Source organism: Nonomuraea sp. NPDC005650 (assembly GCF_040605375.1).
Taxonomy (GTDB): domain Bacteria; phylum Actinomycetota; class Actinomycetes; order Streptosporangiales; family Streptosporangiaceae; genus Nonomuraea.
Genome location: NZ_JBEXCR010000008.1, coordinates 45,559 through 69,192, shown reverse-complemented (window position 1 = coordinate 69,192; position 23,634 = coordinate 45,559). Strand labels below are relative to the sequence as shown.

Sequence of the window (23,634 nt, the reverse complement as noted above, 5' to 3'; positions counted from 1 at the left end):
CGTGGCCTGATCTGGGGGTTCGTAAAGGGCGACCACGGGTTTCACTTGCACCGTAGGACCGTGACCATGCCCAGTCAACGATCCGGCTCGGCGCGTCGTGAAGCGTAAATGCACCGAAATACCTACCCCGCCCTGCCGAAGTCTTCGGGAGTGATCGTGTCAAGGAACTCCCTGAACTTCTCCACCTCGTCTTCCTGGTCGTCCGGGATGATCACCCCGGCCTCCTGGACGACCTCCTCGCTGGCGAAGATGCGCGCTCCGGTGCGCAGGGCGAGCGCGATCGAGTCGGACGGCCGCGCGCTCACCTCCACGCCGTTGGAGAACACCAGGTCGGCGAAGAAGATGCCGTCACGCAGGGCGACGATGTTGACCGCTCTCAGGCCGACGCCCAGAGCGCTCAGCACGTCCCGGAAGAGGTCGTGCGTGAGCGGCCGCGGTGGTGGCTCCTCCGCCTGGGCCAGGGCGATGGCCGTCGCCTCGGTCATGCCAATCCAGATAGGAAGGAACCGCTCCCCGTGTGCCTCCTTGAGCAAGACGATCGGCTGATTTGTGGGCATTTCAACTCGAACGCCCACGACCTCCATCTGCAACACGGGCTGCTCCGTATTCCTGACCGGTCACCCGGCACAGCTCTATTTGCTGGTCGCTTCTGCTGACTGGCTACTGCAATTCAACGTAACACCCGGCGGGCGTGGAATGCGCCTCCGCCTCCCAGCTCGCCAGCGTCTCAACGCCCCAGCACGGACCGGATCCCCGACCGCACAAGGGATGCGTGCAGGTCGAGCAGGAGCGTGGAAAGCTCCCTGGCGACCTCGTCGGCCTCCCCGATGGCGCCGGGGGCCCGTCGTTTGAGTATCGGAGCGACGGCCTGCTCGACGAGCCCGCACTCGCGCTCGGCCGCGGCCTTGACCGCGCGCAGGTGGCGGGCGCGCAGGCCGAACTGGGCCAGCGCGCCGACGCTGCGGGCCACATTGAGCGCCTCTTCGTCGTAGCGCCTGGCCACCGGGGCGAGCAGGCCGTAGTCCTCCAGCTCGCTGAGCGTCTCGTCGTCGATCCCCGCGGCCTCGATCAGCTCGGCCCGGCTGAGCCGGATCTCCTGCTTCTCCTGCACCGCGCGCGGGCGGCCGAAGCTCTCGGCCATCCTGTCCTTGATCACCCGCAGCGGCAGGTAATGGTCACGCTGCTCGCGCAGGATGAAGCGCAGCTGCTCCACGTGCAGATGGGTGAACTTACGGTAGCCGGACGGGCTGCGCTCCGGCTCGATCAGCCCCTCGCCCTCGAGGAAGCGGATCTTGGAGATCGTCACATCGGGGAACTCGCCCTGAAGGAGCGCGAGCACTTCCCCGATGCTCATGTGAGAGCGCGCCGCCTGGGAGGTCATTTGACCTCCCGGGAAGGCGCGTCCACGAGTCGCTCTCTCCGCTCGCTCATACGCCGGCGTTGGCCCGCATCAGGAAGACGAGGCGGAACTTGCCGATCTGCACCTCGTCTCCGGAGTGCAGGGGAACCTCCTCGATGCGCTCCCTGTTGACGTAGGTGCCGTTGAGGCTGCCCACGTCGCGCACGGAGAACTGGCCGCCGGGGTGGCGGTAGAACTCCACGTGGCGGCGGGAGACCGTGATGTCGTCGAGGAAGATGTCACTCTCCGGATGGCGCCCGGTCGTGGTGAGATTTTTGTCCAGCCGGAAACGGCTCCCCTGGTTGGGGCCTCTGGTCACCGTGAGCAGCGCCGTGCCGGGCGGCAGCTGCTCGACCAGAGCCCGCTCCGCCAGGAGCATGTCGCCTGCCTCAGCCTCGTATGCCTCGATTCCCGCGATGGAGATCGTCGACGTGGTGTCCCCGGAGACCTCGGGTCTGGTCAGCGGTGACCCACAGCGGGAACAGAAACGGGCATCCTCGGGGTTGGCGTGCCCGCACTGCGTGCAGTAGACGCTCGGCATCGATCGGCTCGGCCTCCTACCGCGAAGACGCGGCGACGGTGCTCAAAGACGCGCCTCGCTTCGCTTTTTCAAGTTTGCGAATGCCGCAACATACGCTGATCAGCGGCAAAGGTCAAGGCGGGGCACTGGACTGTGGTTTGGACGCAGACAAAGTTACCGCCGCTTCCGCCCCGTGGTCCATGCCGCCGCGCGTTTCTACATTACGATCTTGCGGCACTGTCTGGGCACGTCAAGTGCAAAGGCTTTTTCGTCACTCTCCGCGACCATTGTTCACATGGCGGCCTGCTCCACGATGCGGGCCCACCGTTCAAGCAGAGCCTGGGCGCCGTCCATGTCGCCCGCCTCGGCCCACAGGTCGGTCACCGGCTCGGTGGCGGCGGGCAGCACGAGCACCCAGCTCCCGTCGTCGTGGGCCACCCGCACGCCGTCGGTGGTGTCGATGCGGTGGCCCTCGTGCTCCGCCTCCGCCGCCTCGATGACCGAGCGCATCACGGCGCCCTTGGCCGCCCACGGCGTGGGGACGGTGCGCTTGAGCATCTTCACCTCGGGGATCCTGGCGTCGATCTGGCTGAGCGACAGCCGGGTGCGGGCCACCAGCCCGAGCAGGCGCATGAACGAGGCCAGCCCGTCGATGGCGGCGCTGAACTCCGGCACGACGAAGCCGCCGCGCCCGTCCGCCGCGAAGATCATGTCGCGGCCGGCGGCGGCCGAGGTGAGGGCGTCGAGCGCGGTGGAGGTCCACTGCACCTGCACGCCGTGGAAGCGGCAGACCTGCTCGGCGACCCGGGTCGTGGTGACCGGCAGGGCCACCTGGCCGCCCCTGCGCTCGGCGGCGACCAGGTCGAGCACGACGAGCAGGGAGCGTTCGTCGTTGATGAGCTGGCCCATCTCGTCCACCAGGGCGATCCGCTCGCCGACCGGGTCGAACCGGACCCCGAACGCCGCCCGCGACGAGCTGACCAGCTCCGACAGTCGCTGCAGGTCGCGGCGGCGCTCGGCGAGCGTCTCGGTGGGCGAGACGTCGTCGAGGCGGGCGTTGACGGTGAGCACCTCGACCCCGACGCGGCCGAGCAGCGTGGGCAGCACCAGCGAGGAGGTGCCGCCCGCGCAGTCCACGACGACCTTCATGTCCCTGACGTCGCCCACGTCCACGTGGCGCAGGAGCTCCTGGGTGTAGTCCTCCACGGCTCTGGCCGGATAGGTCAGCTCGGCGATCTCGCCCGGGAACGCCCGGCGGAACTCCTGCCGGGAGAAGACCCGCTCCAGCTTGCGCTGCGCGGCCGGGGGCAGGTCGGCGCCGCGGCCGTCCATGATCACGATGTCCACGCTCTGCGGGTCGCCCGGGGTGGTGCGCAGCGTGATGCCGCCGGCGGCCGACTCGCGGGCGGTGTGGAAGCGGGTGACGGGCAGCGGGGCGGCCTCCAGGTCCAGGACGTTGATCGCGCCCGCGGTGAGCGCGCCGATGACCGCCCGCTTGAGCGCCCTGGCGGCCAGGGAGCAGTCGCGGGAGGTGACGACGTACTCGCCCTTCTTCAAGGTGGTGGCGTACGCGCTGGCCAGCCGGACGCACAGCTCGGCGGTGATCTCGACGTTGACCAGGCCGCTGACGCCTCGGGGGCCGAACAGGTTGCGCTGGCCGCGCGACTCCCAGATGACGCTGGTGTTGACGACCGCGCCGGCCTCGATGGTCTTGAACGGGTAGACCCTGACGCCGCTGGAGACGTACGCCTCGGGCTCGATGACGCACTCGTCGCCGATGACGGCGTTCTCCTCGATGCGGGCGCCGGTCATGACGTCGGTGCTCTTGCCGATGACGCAGCCGCGCAGGTGGGCGCCGGGGCCGAGGTAGACGTTGTCGTGGACGACCGCGCGGTGCAGGAAGGCGCCCTCGCGGACGACGGCGTTGTTGCCGAGCACGGTGTATTCGCGCAGCTCGGCGCCCGCCTCGACCTTGGCGTAGTCGCCGATGAGCAGCGGGCCCTTGAGCACGGCGTCGGGGTCGACCGAGGCCGAGTCGGCGACCCAGACGCCCGGAGAGAGCTCGAATCCGCCGATCTCCAGGTTGACCCTGCCGGACAGGGCGTCGGCCTGGGCCTTGAGGTAGCTGTCGTGGGTGCCGACGTCCTCCCAGTAGCCGTCGGCCACGTAGCCGTAGATCGCGGCGCCGCGGTCGAGGAGGGCGGGGAAGACGTCGGCGGACCAGTCGACGGGCTCGCCCGCGGCGACGGCGTCGAGGACCTCGGGCTCCATGATGTAGATGCCGGTGTTGACGGTGTCGGAGAAGACCTGGCCCCAGGTGGGCTTCTCGAGGAACCGCTGAACGCGGCCCCCGTCGTCGACGATGATGATCCCGAACTCGAGGGGGTTCGGCACCCGCTTCAGACCGATTGTCACAAGTGCCGAATTTTCACGATGAAACCGGATCATGTCGGTTAAATCGATATCTGTCAGGGCGTCTCCGGAGATCACCAGGAAACGGTCGTCGCGGAGGCGGTCCTCGGCGTTCTTGACGCTGCCCGCCGTGCCGAGCGGCAGGTCTTCGGTGGCGTACTGGAGGCTCATGCCCAGTTCGTCGCCGTCGCCGAAGTAGTTGCGCACGAGCGCCGCCAGGAACTGGAGCGTGACCACCGTCTCGGTGATGCCGTGGCGCTTCAGCAGGCGCAGCACGTGCTCCATGATCGGGCGGTTGACCACGGGCAGCAGGGGCTTGGGTTGGTTGGCTGTCATGGGACGCAGCCGAGTTCCCTCTCCGCCTGCCATGACGACCGCCTTCACCCGATCACTCCTTTTTGGCCGAGGTTACGAGTTGGCGCACCTGTACCACATACAGCACACCTGCCCACCAGTACAGGCCTGTTCCCCAGAGCGCGAATGCCCACCCGACAATTCGTGCTATTTCGGCATACCACCCCGTATGGGAGGCAAGGAAGAGGAGCGGGAAGGCGTACATGAGGTTGAACATGGCTGCCTTGCCCAGGTAATGCACCTGGAGTGCCTTGTATCCGTGTTTGCGAAGTACGGGGAAGAAACAGGCGACGAAGAGTTCGCGTCCGAGGATGACCGCCACCAGCCACCACGGGATGACGTCGCGGAGCAGCAGACCGGCGATGGTGGCGAAGACGTAGAGCTTGTCGGCCGCAGGGTCGATCAGCCGGCCGAGCCTGCTGGTCTGGTTGAAGGCGCGAGCGATCTTCCCGTCGAGCCAGTCCGTGAAACCGGCCACCGCCAGGATCGCGATGGCCCACCCGTCCGCCTTGGGCCCGAGAACCAGCCAGAGGAACACGGGGACGCCGAGGAGTCGCAGGAAGCTCAGCAGGTTGGGAACCGTCCAGATCCGGTCCTCGGCGGAAGTTTCGCTCACGAGCAGACCCTACTGCGTGGAACTCCAACACAGCGGCCCCGCCGGTGGCGCTCGGGTTACCGCCGGCCCCACCCGCACCGGCCGCCTCCTCGCACCCACCCCGACGCCCTGCCCACCCCAGGACACTGGGCACAGGGCACAGGGCACTTCGACCGCCTCCCACCCTCGCGCGCGCCCCCTCCCGAGTAGGCGGCCTCTCTGGCGTAGGCGGCCCCTCCCCCGTAGCGGCCCCTCCCCCGTAGGAGGCGCGGGCCCCGCGAGCAGGGGTGCGTCCTGGGGCCGGGGCGCATCCTGGCGCGACCGTTGCAGAGCGCGGACGCCCCAGGTGGAGGGCGGGCGTCCCAGGTGCGGGGCGGGTGCCTCGGGGTGCGGGTGGCGCCTCCCGGCGCGCGTCGGGCGGGCCTTCGCGCACGACGGCCAGGCATCGCCCGTGGGGGTCGCCCACCATGGACCGGCGCCCCCGGTGCGGCTGACCCGGCGCGGACCGGCGTCTCCCGTGCGGCTCACCCACTGCGCAGGCCCGTCGGGGGCGAGCCGCCGACCTGGCAGCCGGGCTCAGCGCTCTGGCGGAGGGCCGGTCAGGTGCGGAGGAAGGCGTGGGTGCGGCCCACTTCGGCGAAGCCGAGCTTGGCGTAGAAGTCCTTCGGCCAGTCGGCCGCGTCGGCTACCAGGAAGATCAGCCCGGCCGCCGCCGCCTGCGCGAGCAGCGTGGTCATCAAGGCACGCGCATGCCCCTTCCCCCGATGCTCCGCGCCGGTGAAGACGCTCTCGATCTGGGCGACGCCCGCGTGCTCGTACAGGTCGGCCCTGGCCGCGATCTCCCCGTCCGGGGCGCGCACCCCCCAGAAGCTCACCGCGTCGGCCCCGCGCAGCCGCCCTTCCACGCGGCGGGCGAGCCCGTCGATCACCTCGTCCGGCGCCTGCGGCAGCGTGTGGCGCCAGTCGCGCCGCAGCACGGGCAGCAGCTCGGAGAAGGAGAGCCGTTCAGCCACCACGGGGGCGGACGGGGCCGGGCCGCGGAAGGCCATGATCAGGTTGGTCTCGTGCTCGTAGCCCGCGGCGACGAACGTGGGCGCGAGCGCCGCCCCGAGCCGGTCGTCGTCCACGCACACCAACCGGTGCCCCCGCGCCGCGAGCACCTCGTCAGCCGCCCGCAGCAGCCGCTCCGCCGCCTCCCGGGCCTCCCCGTACGTCTCCGGGACCGGCCCGGCGCCGACGATGAGCTTGTTGTCGTCGTGCGAGCCGGGATAGCGGTCGTCCAGCACCGCGAACCCGCCCGGGACGGCCGCCTCCCGCGGCGCCCTGCGGCGGGCGAAGGCGTGCTGGAAGGCCACCGCGCGAGCCAGGTCCCCAGCGGCGGCGTCCAGGTCGGGGGCGAGCTCAGCCGACGTGGCGCACCGCCTCGACGAACGCCCGGATGAGCGCCGAGTCCTTCACCCCGGGCGAGGTCTCCAGGCCGCTGGAGACGTCGACGCCCCACGGGTCGGCGGCCGCGATCGCCTCCGTCACGTTCGACGGGCTGAGCCCGCCGGCCAGCAGCCACTGGCCGGACGGGCGGCCGCGCACGGCCGCCCAGTCCCACGGCTGCCCGGAGCCGGCGTGGGGCGCGTCCACGAGGAGCAGGTCCTCGTCGTAGGCCCCGCAGCGCAGGTCGGCCTCCGCGTCGACGGCCCTGATCAGCCGCAGGCCGAGGTCCTTGAGCGCGATGAAGTCGTCGTGCGGGTGCCTGCCGTGCAGCTGGATGGCCCGCACGCCGGACTCCAGCACCGCCGCGCGCACCGTGTCCGGGTCCTCACCGCGGAACACCCCGACGGTCAGCACATGGCCGGGCACCAGCGCGGCCAGCTCCGCCGCCCGCTCGGGCGCGATCCTGCGGGGACTCCGGGTCATGACGAACCCGATCGCGTCCGCGCCCGCCTCGACGGCGGTGGCCACGTGCTCGGGCTCGCTCAACCCGCAGATCTTCACATACACCACACCCCCGACCTTAGCGGCGGCGGGGGCCATCGGTGACCATGCCAGGGCGGGCGTACCGGACGGGGGCGAGGTCACGCGCGCGGCGGGCGTACCGGACGGAAGGAGGCGTCCACGAGGCCGGTGCGGTGGGCCACGACGGCGGCCTGAATGCGGTTGCGCAGCCCCAGCTTCTCCATGGCCGCCGCGATGTGCGTCTTGACCGTCGTCACTCCCACGTGCAGCTCCTCCGCGATCTCCGCGTTGGACAGCCCGGTGCCGACCAGGGCAAGCACCTCCAACTCGCGTTCGGTCAGCCCGGCGGGCCGGGGCGGGGCGGCCTGCTCCTCGGCGGCCAGGAACCGCTCCACGACCCGCCGCAGCACCGACGGCGCCAGGAGCTGCTCCCCCGCCGCGGCCCGGCGCACGGCGTCCACCATGCGCTCCGGTTCGTCGTCCTTGACCAGGAATCCGACCGCCCCGGCCCGCAGCGCCGCGTACACGTTGGCGTCCTCCGCGAACGTCGTCAGCACGACGATCCGGGTCCCGGGCCGGGCGGCGAGCACGCGTTTGATGGCCTCCAGCCCGTCCACCCGGGGCATGCGCAGGTCCATGAGGATCACGTCGGGCAGGTGGCGCTCGGCCAGGCGGACCGCCTCGGCCCCGTCCACGGCCTCCCCCACGACCTCCATGTCGCCCGTGGCCTGCAGCAGCATCCGTACGCCCGCCCGTACGAGCGCCTGGTCGTCGGCCACCAGCACGCGGATCACGCGGCGTTCCTGGCCGGGAGGCTGGCGGACAGGAGCCAGCCGCCCTCGCCGTCGGGCCCGGCGGTGAGGGTGCCGCCGAGGGTGCGGACGCGTTCGCGCATGCCGGCCAGGCCGCGCCCGGACGAGGGCAGGCGTTCGACGACGGTGGGCGGGCGGCCGTTGCTGATCCGTACGGACAGCCCCTCCGCCGAGGGGGTGACGGTGACCCGGACCCGGGTGCCGGGGCCGGCGTGTTTGAGCACGTTCGTGAGTCCTTCCTGGACGATGCGGGCGGCGGAGGCCCGGGCGATGAGGGGCGCCTGGTCGGTGGCGGGGTCGAGGTCGAGGTCCACGACGAGGCCGGCGGCGGCCATGCGCTCGGCGGACTCGCGGACCACGTCGGCGGGGTTGGCCAGCAGGTCGGGCTGGCGTTCGGGGTCGCGCAGCAGGTCGAGCAGGTCGCGCAGGTCCTGCAGCACCTGGTGCCCCGTCTCGCGGATGTCGGTGAGCGCGTCGGCGACGGGCCCGTCAGGGGCGGTGTAGCGGGCGGCGCTGGCCCGCAGGACCATGGCGCCCACGTGATGGGCCACGATGTCGTGCACGTCGCGGGCGATGCGCTCGCGTTCGGCGAGCTGGTCGGCGCGCACCTGGGCGACGGCCGCGCGGGCCGCCTCCTCGGCGCGCAGCCGCTCGGCGGCCGCCGCGGACTGCCGCATGCCGAGGTAGCGGCCGATCGCGATCGGCGTGGCCACCAGCGTCATGAGGATCCCGACGCGGAACGGCGTGGTCTCGGTCTCCTGGCCGACGACGGCGATCGCGGTCAGCATGCAGCCGGTGGCGTACGCGACGATCGTCCACGCCCAGGAGGTCACCCGCATGGCGAACACGCCGATCGCGATGAGCGTGAGGATCACGCAGGTGTTGACGACCTGGGTCAGGTAGGTGTCGGCGGAGACGAGCAGCGCGCCCTGCAGCAGGAACACCGCCCCGGGCAGCCGTCTGGCGATGCCCAGCGACAGGCCGCCGACCACGGCGAGCAGGCCGACCACCCAGACGGGCTGGCTGCCCGAGTGCCAGGAGGTCCACGTGCTGAGCACGGTGATCGCCACCCCGCCGGCCGCCAGCAGCGCGTCAGGGGTGACGTCCCGTTCCTCCAGCGGCCCCGCCGAGCCGCGCAGGTACGCCCCGAGGACGGCCGGGAAGATCGCCAGGAAGACCGCGTACACCCAGGTGTTCGTGACGACCGGGATGCCGGGGTCGACGATGTTCAACGCGGTCGCGATGATCCCGGCGGCCACGGCGACCACGGTGGCCCGCCAGCCGGAGCGGTATCCCACGACGCCGAGCGCCACGCAGACGAGGATCTGCGCCGTGTTGGACGTGAACGACTCCAGCTGGTCGGTCACCACCAGGAGCCCGGCCAGGTAGAGCGCGACGGACACCGGGCGGTGCCGGACGAGCCCCATGGGCAGGCCCACCAGCAGCGCCATGGGGATGTTCATCGCGGCGGGCAGGTATCTGGTGTCGCCCACGTGCGCCGTCGTCAACAGGTCCAGGCCCACACCCGAGACCGCCAGCAGGACATCCAGCGGCACACCACGCCAACGCATGGACCCACGGTATCCGCCGGCCTTCTCGGCGGAAGTCCTCCTCACGGAGGACCCCCGCCTCCTCCAAGTGGCCGGAGGTCCGTCCGGAGGGCGGAGCGGCCACCCGGGATCTTGCCTTAGGTTCGGGACATGCCCAACGACACCGCACTTTTTCTCGGCCAGTTCCTCCGGGCGCCGACCACGATCGGAGCGGTAGCGCCCAGCTCGCGGCGCCTGGCCTCGGCCGTCTGCGCCCCGATCCCCGAGCGCGGCGAGCCGACGGTGGTCGAGCTCGGCCCCGGCACGGGTCCGTTCACGGAGGAGATCCAGCAGCGGCTGGGCGGGCGTGGCCACCACCTGGCGGTGGAGGTCAACGAACCCATGGCGCGGCTCCTGGCGGCCCGGTTCCCGGCGGTGGACGTGGTGAACGCCGATGCGGCGCAGCTGGGCGAGCTGCTGGCCGAGCGCGGGTTGCAGCAGGCGGACGTGGTGGTGAGCGGGTTGCCGTGGGCGGCCTTCCCCGAGGAGTTGCAGCATGCGCTGCTGAGTGCGGTGACGTCGGTGATGAGCCCGGGGGCGGCGTTCACGACGTTCTCCTATATTCACGCCATCCCGCTGAGCTCGGCCCGCCGGTTCCGGGCGCTGCTGGCCTCGCGGTTCGAGGAGGTCGTGCCGGGGCGTACGGTGTGGCGCAACACTCCTCCCGCCTTCGTGTTCCACGCGCGCCGGCCCCGCCCGTAAACGGGCCCGTAAAAGTGTCGTAAAGAATGCGGCGGGAGCGGCCGTGGTGCGCGCAGGCCGGGGTGAGCCTCTGCCTCGTCCCCGGAGCAACGTTCTCGGCCTCGGTGAACTGGCCCTCGACATCCGCGCGGCTACCAGGCCGCCCCGTCCACCTCCCGCTACCCGAGTGCGGGGGAAGCACACCCGCAGGTCAGCCGAACGACGGCGGCCGCTTCTCCCGCACCGCGCGCACGCCCTCGACCACGTCGGGGCCGGTGAAGCCGAGGAACTCCATGGCGAGCGAGGCGTCGAACGAGGGCCCCGCCAGGCGCAGCCAGTTGTTGAGCGAGTATTTGGTCAGCCTGATCGCCTCCTGGGCGCCGGAGGCGAGCCTGACCGCGATCTCCATGGCCTTGTCGTGCACCTGGTCGTCGTCCACGCACAGGCTGACCAGCCCCATCCGCTCGGCCTGCTCGCCCGTGACGGGCTCGCAGAGCAGCAGATGGTATTTCGCCTTGGCCAGCCCGCACAGCAGCGGCCACACGATCGCCGCGTGGTCGCCGGCCGCGACGCCGAGCCGGGTGTGCCCGTCGATGATCCGCGCCGTACGGCCCGCGACGGAGATGTCGGCCAGCAGGGCCACGGCCAGCCCGGCGCCGACCGCCGGGCCCTGGATCGCCGAGACGATCGGCTTGGAGCAGTTGAGCACGTTGTAGACGATGTCGCGGGCCTCGGCGAACACGCGCAGCCTGGTGGCGTGGTCGCGGGTCATGTCCTCGATCATGGACAGGTCGCCGCCCGCCGAGAACGCCCCGCCCTCTCCCCTGACGACGACGGCCCGGACGCTGTCGTCCCGGTCGGCGTCGCGCCAGATCTCGCCCAGCTCGCGGTGGGCGGTCGCGTCCACGGCGTTGAGCCGGCCCGGCTCGCTGATCGTGACCCGCAGGACGCCGTCGGCCGGGGTGTCGATCTTGAGCTTGTCGTACGTCACCAGGACTCCCGCAGCCGCTCCGCGACATAGTCGCGGGCCTCCAGGGCCTGGTCGAACAGGCCGGGCAGGCCGAAGAAGCCGTGCACGGCACCGTCCCACCTGCGGCTGTGCGCGGGCACGCCCGCCTCGGCCAGGCGCCGGGCGTACTGCTCGCCCTCGTCTCTCAGCACGTCGTACTCGGCCGTCACCACGGTCGCGGGCGCCAGGCCGGCGACGTCGGGCAGCCGCAGCGGGGACAGCCCCGGGTCGGCGGGATCGGCGTCTCCTGCGTACTGCCGGGCGAACCAGGCCATCTCGGCGGCCGTCAGCGCGTAGCCCTTGGCGTGCTCGTGGTAGCTGGGCGTGTCCATGGCCAGGTCGAGCACCGGGCAGAGGAGCGCCTGGTGCGTGAGGCCCAGCCCGGCGTCGCGGGCCTGCCAGGCGGCGACGGCGGCCAGGTGGCCGCCCGCGCCCTCGCCGACGACCGCGACGCCGCCGTTGCCCTGGTAGAAGGCGGGCCGGGCGAACAGGTCGCGCACCACGGTCCACGCGTCGTCGGCGGCGGCCGGGAACGGGTGCTCCGGGGCGAGCCGGTAGTCCACGGACACCACGACCGCGCCCGTGCGGATCGCCAGGTCGCGGCAGAGCCGGTCGCTGCGCTTGACGCCGCCGTAGACCCAGCCGCCACCGTGGAAGAAGACCGCGACGGGCAGCGCGCCGTCGCCGGGGTCGGCGCGGTAGATCCTGATGGGCACGCCCTCGGCCTGCTCGTCGCGGACGAACGGGAGCTTGGTGAGCGGGCCGCGGTGGATCGCCAACCGGTCGGGCTGCGCGCGGGTCTCCTGGATCTCTGCCGGGCCGAACGCGTCGAAGTCGGTGACCGCGTCCGGCACGTATCGGGCGAGATAATCCCGCGCCTGAGGGTGCAGCGGCATGATCGCAGCCTAGCGGGCCGCCTCGATGAACGCATCGAAGATCCGCGCATCTCCGTCACGCTCCGGATGCCATTGGACACCCACACCGAACCTGTGCCCCTGCAACTCGATCCCCTCGACGATCTGGTCCTCGGCCCAGGCCACGGCCAGCAGGCCGCTGCCGAGGCGGCGTACGGACTGGTGGTGGGGGGCGGTGACCTCGATCCGGTCCCCCACGGCCTTGCCGAGCTTGCTGGAGACGCTGACCTGGATGGTGTGGGTGCCCGGCTCGCCGTGCCGGTCGTTGTCGAGCACCTCGGGCAGCCAGGGGATCAGCGTGCCGCCCTGGGCGACGTTGAGCACGTGCATGCCCCTGGCGATGGCCAGGATCGGCACGTCGGCCCGTACGGCGGCCCTGGCCAGGGCCAGCTCGAACCGGTCGCGGTGCTGCTGCGGCTCGGCCACCCGCTCGTCGGGCTCGCCGCCGTAGGCGCCCGCGCCCAGCTCCACGCCTCCGGCCAGGACGATGCCCTGCAGGCCGCTGACGTAGTCCTCGATGGCGGGGGTGCCGATCGGCGGGAGCACCACGGGAGCGCCCCCGGCCCGCCCGACCGCCCTGGCGTAGGAGGGAGGCGACAGTACGGCCTCGCGTACGTAGTCGCTCCAGCGGGCGGCCTCGAAGTAGGCGGTGATACCGATCAGCGGTCGGGACATGCGATCTCCAGGGGGCAAGGTGGAGTCCGTGCCGCCATCAGCCTGTCAAGATGACGGCCGCACGCCCCATCATGGCGCAAGGTCTTTCCGATATGTCAGGTCTCCCAAAGATCTACCACTTCTGTCCGCACTCGGCGCCACGCACCCCCTCCGTTGAGGCCCCCACACCCTCCTTTCGGACCCCTCGGGCGTTATCCCTTGGGCGCGGGGCTTCACGGGGCGGGCAACGCGCGGTGCGCAGGCCCGCGCGCTCCCGGCCCCAGAGGACGCCCACCCTCGCGCAGGGGGCAGCGCCGGTGCGGTACCCGGGAGCGGCACGGGGCAAGGCCGCACGGGGCGAGCCGGGGCGGCGCTGAGCGGCACCACACGGCCCTGAGCGGCACGGCGCGGCGTTGCGCGACCGGGGGGCGGTCCGGTGGCGGGGCAGCGCGATCCGAGAGCCGGGCGGGGCGATCGGAGGGGCGGGTGGTGCGGTGGGCGGGCTGTGGGCGAGGGCAAGTCGGTGGACCGCTGGGCGGTCCCGGGCGGGCAGCCCCCAGCAGCGCGGTTGGCGAGTCGGTGGGCTGCTGGAGCGGTCCAGGCGGGCGGCCCCTGCACTGAGTGGGGCCTCAGGGTGGGCGGTGGGGCCAGCCTGGGGGTGGCCCCGGCTTGGGGGGTGGGGTCTAGGTGAGGGTGGGGGTTACGTAGATCTCGGCGCCCGGTGGGAGGGCGCAGTCGAGGTCGCCGAGTCCTCGGGCGTTCTCGCCGCACACGATCATGTTGATGTGCCGCCGGATCAGCCCGTACTCGTCGCGCAGCCGCTCCTCCAGCAGCGGATGCGTACGCCGGAGCGTGTCGAGCGCCGCTCCCAGGGTGGGCGGCGAGTCGCGGTCGGAGGCCACGGCGAAGACCTTGACCTCCGACCGCCCGCTCACCCATCGCCGCAGCATGCCCGGGAGCACGAAGACCACCATCGTGACCATCGGCTACAGCACCGCCGCACGCACGGTGAGGACGTCGGGCAGGTGGCGGGCGACCCGCGACCAGGTCTCGCCGCCGTCGCGCGAGCCGTGGACCTCGCCGTCGCGCGTGCCGAAGAAGATCCCCGCCTCCGAGGCCGTCAGCGCGTCGCGCAGCACGGCCGCGTGCACGGGCTCCTCGGGCAGGCCCGAGCCGAACGGCTGCCACGTGCCGCCCGCGTCGTCGCTGCGGAAGACGCGATAGCGGTGGCCGACCGGGGTGCGGTCGACGTCGGCCGTCAGCGGCAGCACGAAGACCGTGTCGGGCCGCGAGGGGTGCACCGCGATCGGGAAGCCGAAGTCGGAGGGCAGCGTGGCGCCGATGTCGTGCCAGACCCCGCCGAAGTCGTCGCTGCGGTAGACGCCGAAGTGGTGCTGAAGGTAGAGGCGCTCGGGCCGGGAGGGATGCATGGCGACCTTGTGCACGCACTGCCCGAACTCCGGATATTGCGCCCCCTCGGGCAGGAACGGGGCCCGGATGTCGCGGTTGGCGGCCTCCCAGGACAGCCCGCCGTCGAAGGAGCGGTAGAAGCCGCCGGTGGAGATCGCGACGCCCATGCTCCGCGGGTCGGCCGGGTGCAGGACGATGGTGTGCAGGCACAGGCCGCCGCCGCCCGGCTGCCACTGCGACCGGTGCGGGTGCTCCCACAGGCCCTCGACGAGCCGGTAGGTGACGCCGCCGTCCTCCGAGCGGAACAGCGCGCCCGGCTCGACGCCGGCCCACACCACGCCGGGCTCGGACGGCGAGGGCGCGAGCTGCCACACCCTGGTCAGGGTCGCCTCGGTCTTGTCGGGGAAGGCGATGGGCGGCTGCTCCGCCTCCTTCCACGTCTTCCCGAGGTCATCCGAATACATGACGGACGGACCGAAATGACCGTATTCGATGCCCGCGAGGAGCCGGGGCGAGGGGCCTCGCGTGTCGATCGCCACGGCGGACACCCCGACCGTCGAGAACTGGATCGGCTCGACGTCGAACGGGCCGCCGCCGGTGGAGCGGGCGAGGAAGAGGCCCTTGCGGGTGCCGATCGCGAGCAGCGTGTCACTCATGGCAAGCTCCCTTGTTGGTCTGCGGCCATCGTGCCACGCAGGGGCGACAGTCTCAGAGGACTGGGAGTTTTCCGTCCACGAAACCGCATTACCCGGGAGGTAATCGTGACGCTTCCCTCCAGCCGCTACTGTGCCGGACATGGGAGCAGTGGCCGTAAATGAAGAGACATTTGGTGAGCTGTTGCGTTCGTGGCGGCAGCGGCGGCGGGTGAGCCAGCTGGACCTGGCCATCGAGGCCGACGTTTCGGCCCGCCATATCAGTTTCATGGAGACCGGGCGCGCCCGGCCGAGCCGCGAGATGGTGATGAAACTGGCCGAGGAGCTGGGAGTGCCGCTGCGGCACCGCAACAGGCTGCTGGTGTCCGCCGGGTTCGCTCCCGTCTACCCGGAACGCGAGGTCCGCGCCCCGGAGATGGAGGTCGTACGCCAGGCGCTGGACAAGATCCTGGCCGGGCACGAGCCGTACCCGGCGGTCGTGGTGGACGCGGTGTGGAACCTGGTGGCGGCCAACTCGGCGGCCGCGATGTTCATGGACGGGGTGCCCGCCGAGCTGCTGGAGGCGCCGATCAACGTGATGCGGCTCTCGCTGCACCCCGACGCGATGGGCGGCCGGCTGCTGAACCTGGCCGAGGTCCGGGCGCACCTGCTGTACCAGCTACGCCGGCAGGCCGAGGGCTCGGGCGACGGGCGGCTGGCCGAGCTGCACGACGAGCTGAGCTCCTACACCTACCCGGGGGTGGACCTGAACGTGGCGCACGTGCCGGGCCCCGCCGACATCCTGGTGCCGCTGCGGATCGCGGCCGGTGACCGGGTGCTGTCGATGTTCACGACGATCGCGACGTTCGGGACGCCGGTGGACGTGACGGTCTCCGAGCTGGCCATCGAGACGTTCTGGCCGAACGACGAGGAGACCGCCGCCGCGTTCCACCAGGGCCTGCTGGGTTAGCGGGCGGGGGCGGGCGGGCCGGGCACCTCCTCGCCGGCGGCGACGGGCGCCTCGATGGCGATCGTGGGACGGCCGCCGCCGATGATCGGCAGCCCGCCCGTGACGGTGTAGGTCCGCATGTCCAGCCCCGCGCCCGCCGGAGCCCCGGCGGCGGTGAAGGCCACGTACGCGTTGCCGCCGGGCACGACCGAGGTGGAGAGGTAGTCGCCCACCATGCGGCCCTGCGCGGAGTCGGCTAGCCAGTCGAGCTCCATCGGCCCGTACAGCTCGACGGGGGCGGACCAGGTCGCGCCGCCGTTGGCGGAGGAGGTGTAGCCGACCGTGAGGCGGCAGGTGGCGGCCGCGCAGCCGGCGGCCGGGTAGCGGTAGTAGGTCAGCGCCAGCCGGGCCGTCTCGCCCGCGCCGGCGGGGTCGACGCCGAGGCCGGGGATGAAGTGGTCGCCGCCGTCGTCGGTGACGCGCAGGACGTGGCTCCACTCCGCGCCGGTGGCCGAGGTGCTCATGACGATGTCGTTGCCGCCGCAGCTGAGCTGGAAGCGGCAGTCGGGCCAGGCGACGTACACGGTGCCGGCCGCGTCCACCTCCGCCGACGGGAGCGGCGCGGCCCGCAGCCCGCCCGCGACCACGTGCCGCTGCACGGTGGATACGAGCACACTGCGGCCCCAGCTCGTGCCGCCGTCGCGGGAGCGCAGGGCGCGGATCTGGCCCGTGTCGCTCAGGTACGGCACGACGAGGGCGCCGTTCGGCCGCACGACCGGCTGCCCGCCGAGCCCGGTCGCGGACGTGCCGGTCTCGGCCCAGGTCAGGCCGCCGTCGGAGGAGCGGGCCACCTTGATCGCGCGGCCCGCGGCGATGTCGTCGAAGACGGCGTAGCAGCGGCCGTTGTACGGGCTGCGGGAGCCGTTGTCGCAGACGATCCAGCTCTTGTCCAGGTCGCCGCCGCCCGCGACGGCGATCGTGACGGGGCCTCCCAGGTCAGGCCGCCGTCGGCGGAGCGGCTGGTGAGTACCGCCGCCCCGGTGACCCCGCCCTGGTCGGTGAGCGCCAGCGAGGAGATCAGCCAGACGCCGTGCCGGGCGTCGTAGGCCACCGACGGGTCGCTCACCCGCTGGTAGGACCCGCCGCCGGACACGGTGATGCCCGGCAGCGCGCCCTTCGTCCACGTGGCGCCGCCGTCGGACGAGGTCGCGAAGGCGATGCCGGACGCCCCGCCGTCGAAGAACCGGCCCACCTGGTGGGTGGTCACGATCGTCGTGCCCGCCTGGAAGGTGTCCGGCCCGGCCTGGGTGCCGGGCTGGCCGGTGACGTTCGCGTACGTGCCCGTCCCCAGCTCCGTCAGCGGGATGGCCTCCGACGACGCCAGGGCGGGAAGGGGGATCAGGAGGAGCAGTACGGTCAGCAGCCCGCCGATTCGTCGGCGCCTGGCGGGGGATGGCACAGTCCACCTCCACGTTGGCGTGTCATCCTCCACCTCGCACCTTTCGACCCGAAGTGTCAATATCTGTCAGCGTTCGCTATGGACGACGTCCCGGTGGATACGCGACAGGGGCACCCCGTCGATCTGGAGGCGGCGTACGGTCTCGTTGACCATGCCGGGCGGGCCGCACACGTACACGTCGTGCTCCGCCCAGGAGTGGAAGCGCTGCGTGACCTCGGGCAGGTGGCCGCGCATCCCGTCGAACCCGGGCTGGTCCGACACCACGGGCAGCACCCGCAGCCAGGGGAACGACGACTCCATCCTGATCAGGTCGGGCATGTCGTAGAGCTCCCCGGCCGTGCGCGCGCCGAACAGCAGGTGGATGTTGGGCCGCCGGCCCGAGACGATGATGTGCTCGATGATCGCCTTCAGCGGAGCCAGGCCGGTGCCGCCCGCCACGCACAGCACGTCGCGCATGCTGCGCTCGCACGGCGCCATCGTGCCCATCGGGGGGCCCAGCAGGACCGTGTCACCGATCCGGGTGTGCCTGATGAGCGTGGTGGACACCCAGCCGCCGGGGACCGAGCGGACGTGCAGCCTGAGCGTGTTGTCGGCGCGCGGCGCGTTCGCGATGGAGAACGTCCGCCAGACGCGCGGCCAGCGCGCGGTCTGCACGTTGACGTACTGGCCCGGCGTGTACGGCAGCCGCTCGACCGGCCGCAGCGTGAGGACGGCGATGTCGGGGTGGCGCAGCTCGTGGTCGATCACCTCGGCCGGCCACCAGGCGGGCGAGACCCCGGAGTCGGACTCGGCGGACTCGATCATGAGATTGGCGGCCGCCGTGTAGGCGGCTACCCAGGCGGCCTCGATCTCGTTGGTCCAGATCTCGGCGGCGAAGCGGCGGACGGTGGCGAGCAGGGCGTTGCCGACGGCGGTGTAGTGCTCGCCGATCACCCCGTACTTGCGGTGATCCCTCCCCAGCTGGCCCAGGTACGCCGCGAGGCTGTCCGGGCTGTCCAGGCTCCAGACGATCCGGGTCAACGCGCTGAACAGACGGTCCCGCTGAACGTCCATCGCGGGCGGGAACATGCCCCGCAGATGCGGGCTCTCGGTGAACAGCCGGCCGTAGAAGTAGGCCGTCGCCTTGTCGGCCACCGGCTCGATGACGGAGAAACTCTCTTTTACCAGGCGCGGATTCAACGACATTTATCAACCCCACCTTTGGACCGGAATCGGGTTCCGGTCGTGTCGTTCACCTCCCTGACGGCTCCGGGTCTTGAGCGCGCGGCCCCACCCCGGCACAGCCGATGCGCTCAAAATTGAGTCTTACACCACTGATGACGCGTCACAACCGTTTCTCCTCAATACGGTGCGAAGCGAACCATCTGTAGTTACCTCGTTATGCTTCGCAGGCGAATTTCGGACGGAAAACGCGAAAAAAAATCGTATTCACCCGGCGGAGTTCATTCCCGGGGCACCCGCGCGGTGAACGGTGGGCGATCCCTTTCCCGTCCCGGCGCGAGGGGCGTAACATCCGGCCATGGCAGTCCTCCATCCCAGGCGCGTGGCCTGGGAGGGTGCCCGGATCTTCGTCTCCGCGGCGGACACGGACGCCTACTGGTGGCTCAGCGACACGGTCGGCCACCGGCTGGGGGTCGCGTACCAGGCGCGGCTCTGCGAGACGCGGATGCGGCTGCAGGCGGACGCGGACGCGATCCACCAGGAGGCGGGCGCGTGGCGGGCCCGCCTGGACCAGCTCCTCGACACCCGCCGCGCGACCGCGCCGATCCTCACTCAGCTGATCGGCGAGACCAGGTCCCGCCTGCCCTGAGCTGGGTTCAGGGGCAGACCCGCCCGTTGGCCTCGAACGCCGCGTGGGTCAGCGGCATGAGCTCGGCCCACAGCGCCTCCATCTTCTCGGCGACCATCTCGATCTCACGCTGCGGGAACGACGGGAACGTGGAGTCCTCGCGCTTGACCCGGAGCGACAGGAAGTTCATCAAGGCACGGGCGTTGCAGGTGGCGTACATCGAGGAGTAGAGGCCGACCGGCAGCACCGTGCGGGCCACCTCGCGCGCCACCCCGGCCTCGAGCATTTCCAGATAGGCCTGATAGGACTGCCGGTAGCTTTCCTGGGTCGCCTCGGTCACCAGCTTGTGCTGCTCGGCGGTGCCGTCGAGGAACACGTACTTGCCGGGCTTTCCCTCCTGCACCAGCTTCCGATCGGGGCCGGGCACATAGAAAACCGGCGTCAACTTCCGGTACCTGCCGGACTCCTCGTTATAGGAAAAGGTGCGGTGCCGCATGAATTCCCGGAAAACGAAGATCGGCGCCCTGACGTAGAAGGTCATCGAAGAGTGCTCGAACGGCGTGCCGTGCCTGTCGCGCATCAGGAAGTTGATGAGGCCCTTGGAACGCTGGGGATCGGCTTCGATCTCCTCCAGAGAGCTCTCGCCCTTCGTGGAGACGCGCGCGGCCCACAACACGTCGGCGTCCGACGCGGCGGCCTTCACCAGCTCCACGTCCACGTCACTGCGGAACGTGATCTCGTCCTCGGGTTCGACAGTGCCCACAGAGAGCCCCCTGCTCAGGTCGGGTGTTGTGACGGCCCCAGCAAACCAGGTCGGGCCGCTCGGCGCGAGTCGGCGCCCCCGGGGCTCACAGCTCGGCGCGCGTCGGCGCCCCCGGGGCTCACAGCTCGGCGTGCGTCGGCGCCCCGGGGGCTCACAGGCGGTAGACGCGGCGGGCGTTCCCCGAGCCGATCATGTGCGCGATCCTGGCGGCGTCCGCGGCGCTCCACTCCCCCGCCGACAGCCGCGACCCGAGCGCCGCGCCGAGCGCCTGCCGGTAGTAGAGCGCACCCAGGTAGCACGTCTCGGCCACGCCGTGGCAGCCGGAGCTGAACAGCAGCTTGTGGAACGGCGCCAGCTCCAGCAGCTCGTCCACGACCCTGGCAGAGGCGGCGGCGGTGTGCGGCAGCGCCAGCCCGACGTCCACGTAGACGTGCGGGTAGCGGCCGGCGAGGTAGGCGGCCTGGCGATGGTACGGGTAGCAGTGCAGCAGGATGAGCGGCACGCCGACCGGCTGCAGGAGCCTGGCGAACACGCCCAGCCGGCCCGCGTCGGTGCGGTGCAGGTCGAGCCCCGAGCCGCCGAAGCCGGTGTGGAACTGCACCGGCAGCCCCCGCTCCCTGGCCACGTCGATCGCGCTCCAGAGCAGGTGGCGCAGCAGGACCTCGTCCGTCAGCGGCTGTTTCGGGTCCGACAGGCGCCGGTTGGCCGCCGCGATCACCGCGCCCCTGGTGGGCCTGGCCGGGTCGAAGTCGAGGCCGTAGAGCGAGGCGACGACGGTCTTCAGCCCGACCGCCCTGGCGGCCCTGGCGGTCAGCTCGTCGCCGAGGCCGTCCAGGTAGTCCACGGCCAGCGGCGCGTCCTCGGCCACGTCCCGCTCGACCTGCTCGATCCGTACGAGCTCGTCGGCGGCGGCCCCGCCGTGGCGGCCCATCTCGGTGGCCGTCAGCAGGTCGATGTCCCCCGGGCCGATCTCCGCGGGTGCCGTGTCCACCAGGAACGCCACCACCCCGGCCCCGGCCAGCAGCCGCCGGTTGACCTCGGCCGCGCCCAGCTCCTCGCGGCGCGAGACGTAGACGGCCGGCGGGGCGTGCGGCTCCAGGTCGAGCAGCGGCGCGCACCAGCGGCGCACGGCCGCCCCGAGCGGCGTGTCGAAGTGGGTGGTGCCGGGCGGCGCCGGGCACCCGCCCTCGTTGATGAGCAGCTCGAACGCGGCTCTGCTCAGGTCGTCGCGGCGCACCCCGTGACAGTGGTGGTCGACGAGCGGGGCGAGCAGCGCGTCACGCACCGTGCCGGGCAGGTCTACGGGGAGCATGCGGAGACTCTAGGGGAGCTCCGCACGCCCCCGCGGCCGTTTTACCTACGCAATCCGCAGGCGTTATCTGCGGGCGTTATCTGCGGGACAGGCGCAGCACGTTGGCGATGACCTTCGCGCCCGCGCTGCCCTCCTGCGTGAGGATCGACTCGGGGTGGAACTGCACGGCGAAGCGCCGCCGCTCGACGTCCTCGATCGCCATGACGTTGCCGTCGGGCGTGAGCGCGGTCGCGGCGAAGCCGACGACGCCGGGCTGCTTGGCGTGCAGCGAGTGGTAGCGGGCCGCGGTGAACTCGTCGGGCAGCCCCTCCAGCAGCGCGCTGTCGGCGATCCGCGAGACCTGCCCGCGCTTGCCGTGCTCGGGGTAGCCGAGCAGCTCCAGCGTGCCCCCGGCCTGCTCGACCATGGCCTGAAGGCCGAGGCAGACGCCGAACACCGGCAGGTCGCGGGCGTAGATCTGGTCGAGCAGCGCCGCCATGCCGAAGTCGGACGGCCAGCCGGGCCCCGGCGAGAGCACCACCAGGTCGGGCGCGATCTCGTCGACCATGTGGATCGGGAAGCCGTGGCGCAGCGTCACCACGTCGGCGCCTTCCTGGCGGAAGTAGTCGGCCAGCGTGTTGACGAAGGAGTCCTCGTGGTCGACGAGCAGCACCTTCATGCCCTGGCCCGGCTGCGGCCTGGGCTCGGGGACCGGGACGGTGCCGGGCCGGTTGACCGCGGCCAGGGCGCCGAGCAGGGCGCTGGCCTTGAGCTCGGTCTCGCGCTCCTCCGACTCGGGGTCGGAGTCGAACAGCAGCGTCGCCCCGGCCCTGACCGTCGCCACGCCGTTCTTGATCTGGGCGGTACGCAGGGTCAGGCCGGTGTTCATGGAGCCGTCGAAGCCGATGAAGCCGATGGCGCCGCCGTACCACCTGCGGGTGGTGGCCTCGTGGTCCTCGATGAACTGCATGGCCCACGTCTTGGGCGCGCCGGTGACCGTCACGGCCCACATGTGGGTGAGGAACGCGTCGAGCGCGTCGAACTCGGGCCGCAGCCGCCCCTCGATGTGGTCGACCGTGTGGATCAGGCGGGAGTAGAGCTCGATCTGGCGGCGCCCGATGACCTTGACCGTGCCGGGCACGCAGATGCGCGACTTGTCGTTGCGGTCGACGTCGGTGCACATGGTCAGCTCCGACTCCTCCTTGACGCTGGACAGGAGGGTGCGGATGGCCTCGGCGTCCTCGACCGGGTTGCTGCCGCGGGCGATGGTGCCGGAGATGGGGCAGGTCTCGACGCGGTCGCCGCTGACCCGGACGTACATCTCGGGCGAGGCGCCGACCAGGTGCTCGCCCTGGCCGAGGCTGATGATGAACTCGTACGGCGCCGGGTTGCTGTGCCGCAGGCCGCGGTAGAAGGCCGACGGGTCGGTGCAGGAGGCGTGGAAGACCTGCCCGGGCACGACCTCGAACAGGTCGCCGCGCTTGAACTTCTCCTTCGCGGCCGCCACGACCTTGGCGTATTCGCCCCTCTCGGGGTTCTTGGGCAGCTCGCCGGGGGTGACGGGCTCGGCGCTGGCGCCGGTGCGCTCCATGCCGCGGGTGGTGGCGCCGTCGACGGTGAACTCGTAGCGGTATTCGATGCTGGACTCGCGCTGCCGGTCGATCACGATGATGCGGTCGGGCAGCTGGAGGACGAGGTCTCGCTGGTCGTCGGGGCGGACGAGCTCCTGCCTGATGGGCTCGAACTGGAAGGCCAGGTCGTAGCCGAACGCGCCGTACAGGCCGAGGTGCGGGTCGTCGCCCTTGAAGGCGGCGATGACCTCGCGGATCGCGGTGAACACGGTGGGCCGGCGGCTGCGCAGCTCCTCCGGCAGCAGGTCCTCCGACTCTGGGACGTACACCTCGACCCGGTCCGGCGTCGGCTCGGAGACCGGCTTGCCCGCGGCCAGCAGGCAGGAGGCGACGGCGGGCAGCACGACCCTGCCGCGCTCGTTCAGCGCGGTCGCCGAGATGGTGCGGCCCTTGGCGACCAGCTCCAGGCACGGGTCGACGTAGCCGAAGGCCCATCGGCTGTAACGGCCCGGGTAGTCCATGCCCGAGGAGAACGCGCCGCCGCGCCTGTGCCCGAGCGCGGTCACGATCTCTTCGAGGGCGGCCTCGTCCACCTCGCGCGCCTCGCGCTCGACCCCGATGCCCCCGGCGGTGGTATATCCGCTCGTCTCCACTTCCTGCCCCTTTACCACGTCAAATGATCGAGCCCCGGGGGCGGACACGCGAAAGGCCGCCATCCGGGGCGGCCGTCCGTTGAGGAATGCGAAACACGCGCCGCCTAGGAGCGGCGCCACCACTGGAGCTGGGCGTGACTTCGCATGGGAACAGGTTAACCGGCGCACCATGATCGCGCAACGCCGACCCGCCCCCGGTGACGGCCCGAGGGGGCGGGGTGCTCGACT

General features: G+C 71.5%; 23 protein-coding genes. 3 read left to right on the top strand and 20 right to left on the bottom strand.

Features of this window, described 5'->3' with window-relative positions; genetic code table 11:
- Window positions 1–122: 122 nt before the first annotated feature.
- The 9 genes from ABZS69_RS15550 to ABZS69_RS15510 form a co-directional block, all read right to left on the bottom strand.
- Window positions 123–593: a bifunctional nuclease family protein gene (locus ABZS69_RS15550; RefSeq protein WP_090771501.1), complete on the bottom strand. Its 471-nt coding sequence runs from the start codon at window positions 591–593 to the stop codon at window positions 123–125.
- A gap of 134 nt (window positions 594–727) precedes the next feature.
- Window positions 728–1,354 (bottom strand): MerR family transcriptional regulator, encoded by a 627-nt coding sequence (locus tag ABZS69_RS15545; protein WP_355371829.1) that lies wholly within the window; start codon window positions 1,352–1,354, stop codon window positions 728–730.
- 73 nt (window positions 1,355–1,427) lie between these two features.
- The gene (locus tag ABZS69_RS15540) at window positions 1,428–1,940 is read right to left on the bottom strand and encodes an FHA domain-containing protein (RefSeq protein ID WP_355371826.1); all 513 of its coding nucleotides are present in this window, start codon (window positions 1,938–1,940) and stop codon (window positions 1,428–1,430) included.
- 270 nt (window positions 1,941–2,210) lie between these two features.
- Window positions 2,211–4,715 carry a mannose-1-phosphate guanyltransferase gene (locus ABZS69_RS15535; protein ID WP_355371823.1) on the bottom strand — a complete coding sequence of 835 codons (2,505 nt, stop codon included), beginning with the start codon at window positions 4,713–4,715 and terminating at the stop codon, window positions 2,211–2,213.
- A gap of 4 nt (window positions 4,716–4,719) precedes the next feature.
- Window positions 4,720–5,301: a CDP-alcohol phosphatidyltransferase family protein gene (locus ABZS69_RS15530; protein ID WP_355371820.1), complete on the bottom strand. Its 582-nt coding sequence runs from the start codon at window positions 5,299–5,301 to the stop codon at window positions 4,720–4,722.
- Window positions 5,302–5,879: 578 nt separating this feature from the next.
- Window positions 5,880–6,635, bottom strand: a complete 756-nt coding sequence (locus ABZS69_RS15525; protein ID WP_355371817.1) for a GNAT family N-acetyltransferase — start codon at window positions 6,633–6,635, stop codon at window positions 5,880–5,882.
- 46 nt (window positions 6,636–6,681) lie between these two features.
- Entirely contained in the window at window positions 6,682–7,278 is a 597-nt protein-coding gene (locus ABZS69_RS15520) for a phosphoribosylanthranilate isomerase (RefSeq protein ID WP_355371815.1), read from the bottom strand.
- A 71-nt stretch (window positions 7,279–7,349) separates the two neighbouring features.
- Window positions 7,350–8,024, bottom strand: coding sequence for a response regulator transcription factor (locus ABZS69_RS15515; protein WP_355371813.1), 675 nt, complete (start codon window positions 8,022–8,024; stop codon window positions 7,350–7,352).
- The gene (locus ABZS69_RS15510; protein WP_355371810.1) at window positions 8,021–9,613 is read right to left on the bottom strand and encodes a histidine kinase; all 1,593 of its coding nucleotides are present in this window, start codon (window positions 9,611–9,613) and stop codon (window positions 8,021–8,023) included. The genes ABZS69_RS15515 and ABZS69_RS15510 overlap by 4 nt, the downstream gene beginning before the upstream one ends.
- Window positions 9,614–9,742: 129 nt before the next feature.
- Here ABZS69_RS15510 and ABZS69_RS15505 point away from each other — a divergent pair, with 129 nt between their 5' ends.
- Complete coding sequence (locus ABZS69_RS15505; protein WP_355371808.1) at window positions 9,743–10,333, top strand: methyltransferase domain-containing protein; 591 nt, start codon at window positions 9,743–9,745, stop codon at window positions 10,331–10,333.
- A 190-nt stretch (window positions 10,334–10,523) separates the two neighbouring features.
- On the opposite strand, the gene ABZS69_RS15500 is transcribed toward ABZS69_RS15505, so the two are convergent.
- The 5 genes from ABZS69_RS15500 to ABZS69_RS15480 form a co-directional block, all read right to left on the bottom strand.
- Entirely contained in the window at window positions 10,524–11,303 is a 780-nt protein-coding gene (locus ABZS69_RS15500; RefSeq protein WP_355371805.1) for an enoyl-CoA hydratase/isomerase family protein, read from the bottom strand.
- Complete coding sequence (locus ABZS69_RS15495) at window positions 11,300–12,217, bottom strand: alpha/beta hydrolase (RefSeq protein ID WP_355371802.1); 918 nt, start codon at window positions 12,215–12,217, stop codon at window positions 11,300–11,302. The genes ABZS69_RS15500 and ABZS69_RS15495 overlap by 4 nt, the downstream gene beginning before the upstream one ends.
- Window positions 12,218–12,226: 9 nt before the next feature.
- Window positions 12,227–12,910: a gamma-glutamyl-gamma-aminobutyrate hydrolase family protein gene (locus tag ABZS69_RS15490; protein ID WP_355371799.1), complete on the bottom strand. Its 684-nt coding sequence runs from the start codon at window positions 12,908–12,910 to the stop codon at window positions 12,227–12,229.
- Window positions 12,911–13,572: 662 nt separating this feature from the next.
- Window positions 13,573–13,872 carry a hypothetical protein gene (locus ABZS69_RS15485; RefSeq protein ID WP_355371797.1) on the bottom strand — a complete coding sequence of 100 codons (300 nt, stop codon included), beginning with the start codon at window positions 13,870–13,872 and terminating at the stop codon, window positions 13,573–13,575.
- Between the two features lie 3 nt (window positions 13,873–13,875).
- Window positions 13,876–14,955, bottom strand: coding sequence for an exo-alpha-sialidase (locus ABZS69_RS15480; RefSeq protein WP_355371795.1), 1,080 nt, complete (start codon window positions 14,953–14,955; stop codon window positions 13,876–13,878).
- Between the two features lie 139 nt (window positions 14,956–15,094).
- Here ABZS69_RS15480 and ABZS69_RS15475 point away from each other — a divergent pair, with 139 nt between their 5' ends.
- Window positions 15,095–15,901: a helix-turn-helix transcriptional regulator gene (locus ABZS69_RS15475; RefSeq protein WP_355371793.1), complete on the top strand. Its 807-nt coding sequence runs from the start codon at window positions 15,095–15,097 to the stop codon at window positions 15,899–15,901.
- Here ABZS69_RS15475 and ABZS69_RS15470 read toward each other — a convergent pair.
- From ABZS69_RS15470 to ABZS69_RS15460, 3 genes are all read right to left on the bottom strand, one after another.
- Window positions 15,898–16,731: a hypothetical protein gene (locus ABZS69_RS15470; protein ID WP_355371791.1), complete on the bottom strand. Its 834-nt coding sequence runs from the start codon at window positions 16,729–16,731 to the stop codon at window positions 15,898–15,900. The genes ABZS69_RS15475 and ABZS69_RS15470 overlap by 4 nt on opposite strands.
- The gene (locus ABZS69_RS15465; protein ID WP_355371788.1) at window positions 16,704–17,339 is read right to left on the bottom strand and encodes a sialidase family protein; all 636 of its coding nucleotides are present in this window, start codon (window positions 17,337–17,339) and stop codon (window positions 16,704–16,706) included. Before ABZS69_RS15465 ends, ABZS69_RS15470 begins: the two co-directional genes overlap by 28 nt.
- Before the next feature lie 66 nt (window positions 17,340–17,405).
- On the bottom strand, window positions 17,406–18,524 hold the full coding sequence (locus tag ABZS69_RS15460) for a globin domain-containing protein (protein ID WP_355371785.1): 1,119 nt from the start codon (window positions 18,522–18,524) through the stop codon (window positions 17,406–17,408).
- 334 nt (window positions 18,525–18,858) lie between these two features.
- On the opposite strand from ABZS69_RS15460, the gene ABZS69_RS15455 reads away from it, so the two are divergent.
- Complete coding sequence (locus ABZS69_RS15455) at window positions 18,859–19,149, top strand: hypothetical protein (RefSeq protein ID WP_355371782.1); 291 nt, start codon at window positions 18,859–18,861, stop codon at window positions 19,147–19,149.
- 7 nt (window positions 19,150–19,156) lie between these two features.
- Here the strand turns inward: ABZS69_RS15455 and thyX are convergent, their stop codons facing one another.
- From thyX to ABZS69_RS15440, 3 genes are all read right to left on the bottom strand, one after another.
- On the bottom strand, window positions 19,157–19,846 hold the full coding sequence (gene thyX / locus ABZS69_RS15450; RefSeq protein WP_355371780.1) for an FAD-dependent thymidylate synthase: 690 nt from the start codon (window positions 19,844–19,846) through the stop codon (window positions 19,157–19,159).
- 196 nt (window positions 19,847–20,042) lie between these two features.
- On the bottom strand, window positions 20,043–21,203 hold the full coding sequence (locus ABZS69_RS15445) for an amidohydrolase family protein (protein WP_355371777.1): 1,161 nt from the start codon (window positions 21,201–21,203) through the stop codon (window positions 20,043–20,045).
- A 76-nt stretch (window positions 21,204–21,279) separates the two neighbouring features.
- A complete protein-coding gene (locus tag ABZS69_RS15440; protein ID WP_355371774.1) occupies window positions 21,280–23,406 on the bottom strand; it encodes an anthranilate synthase component I in 2,127 nt (708 codons plus the stop codon).
- Window positions 23,407–23,634 lie beyond the last annotated feature (228 nt).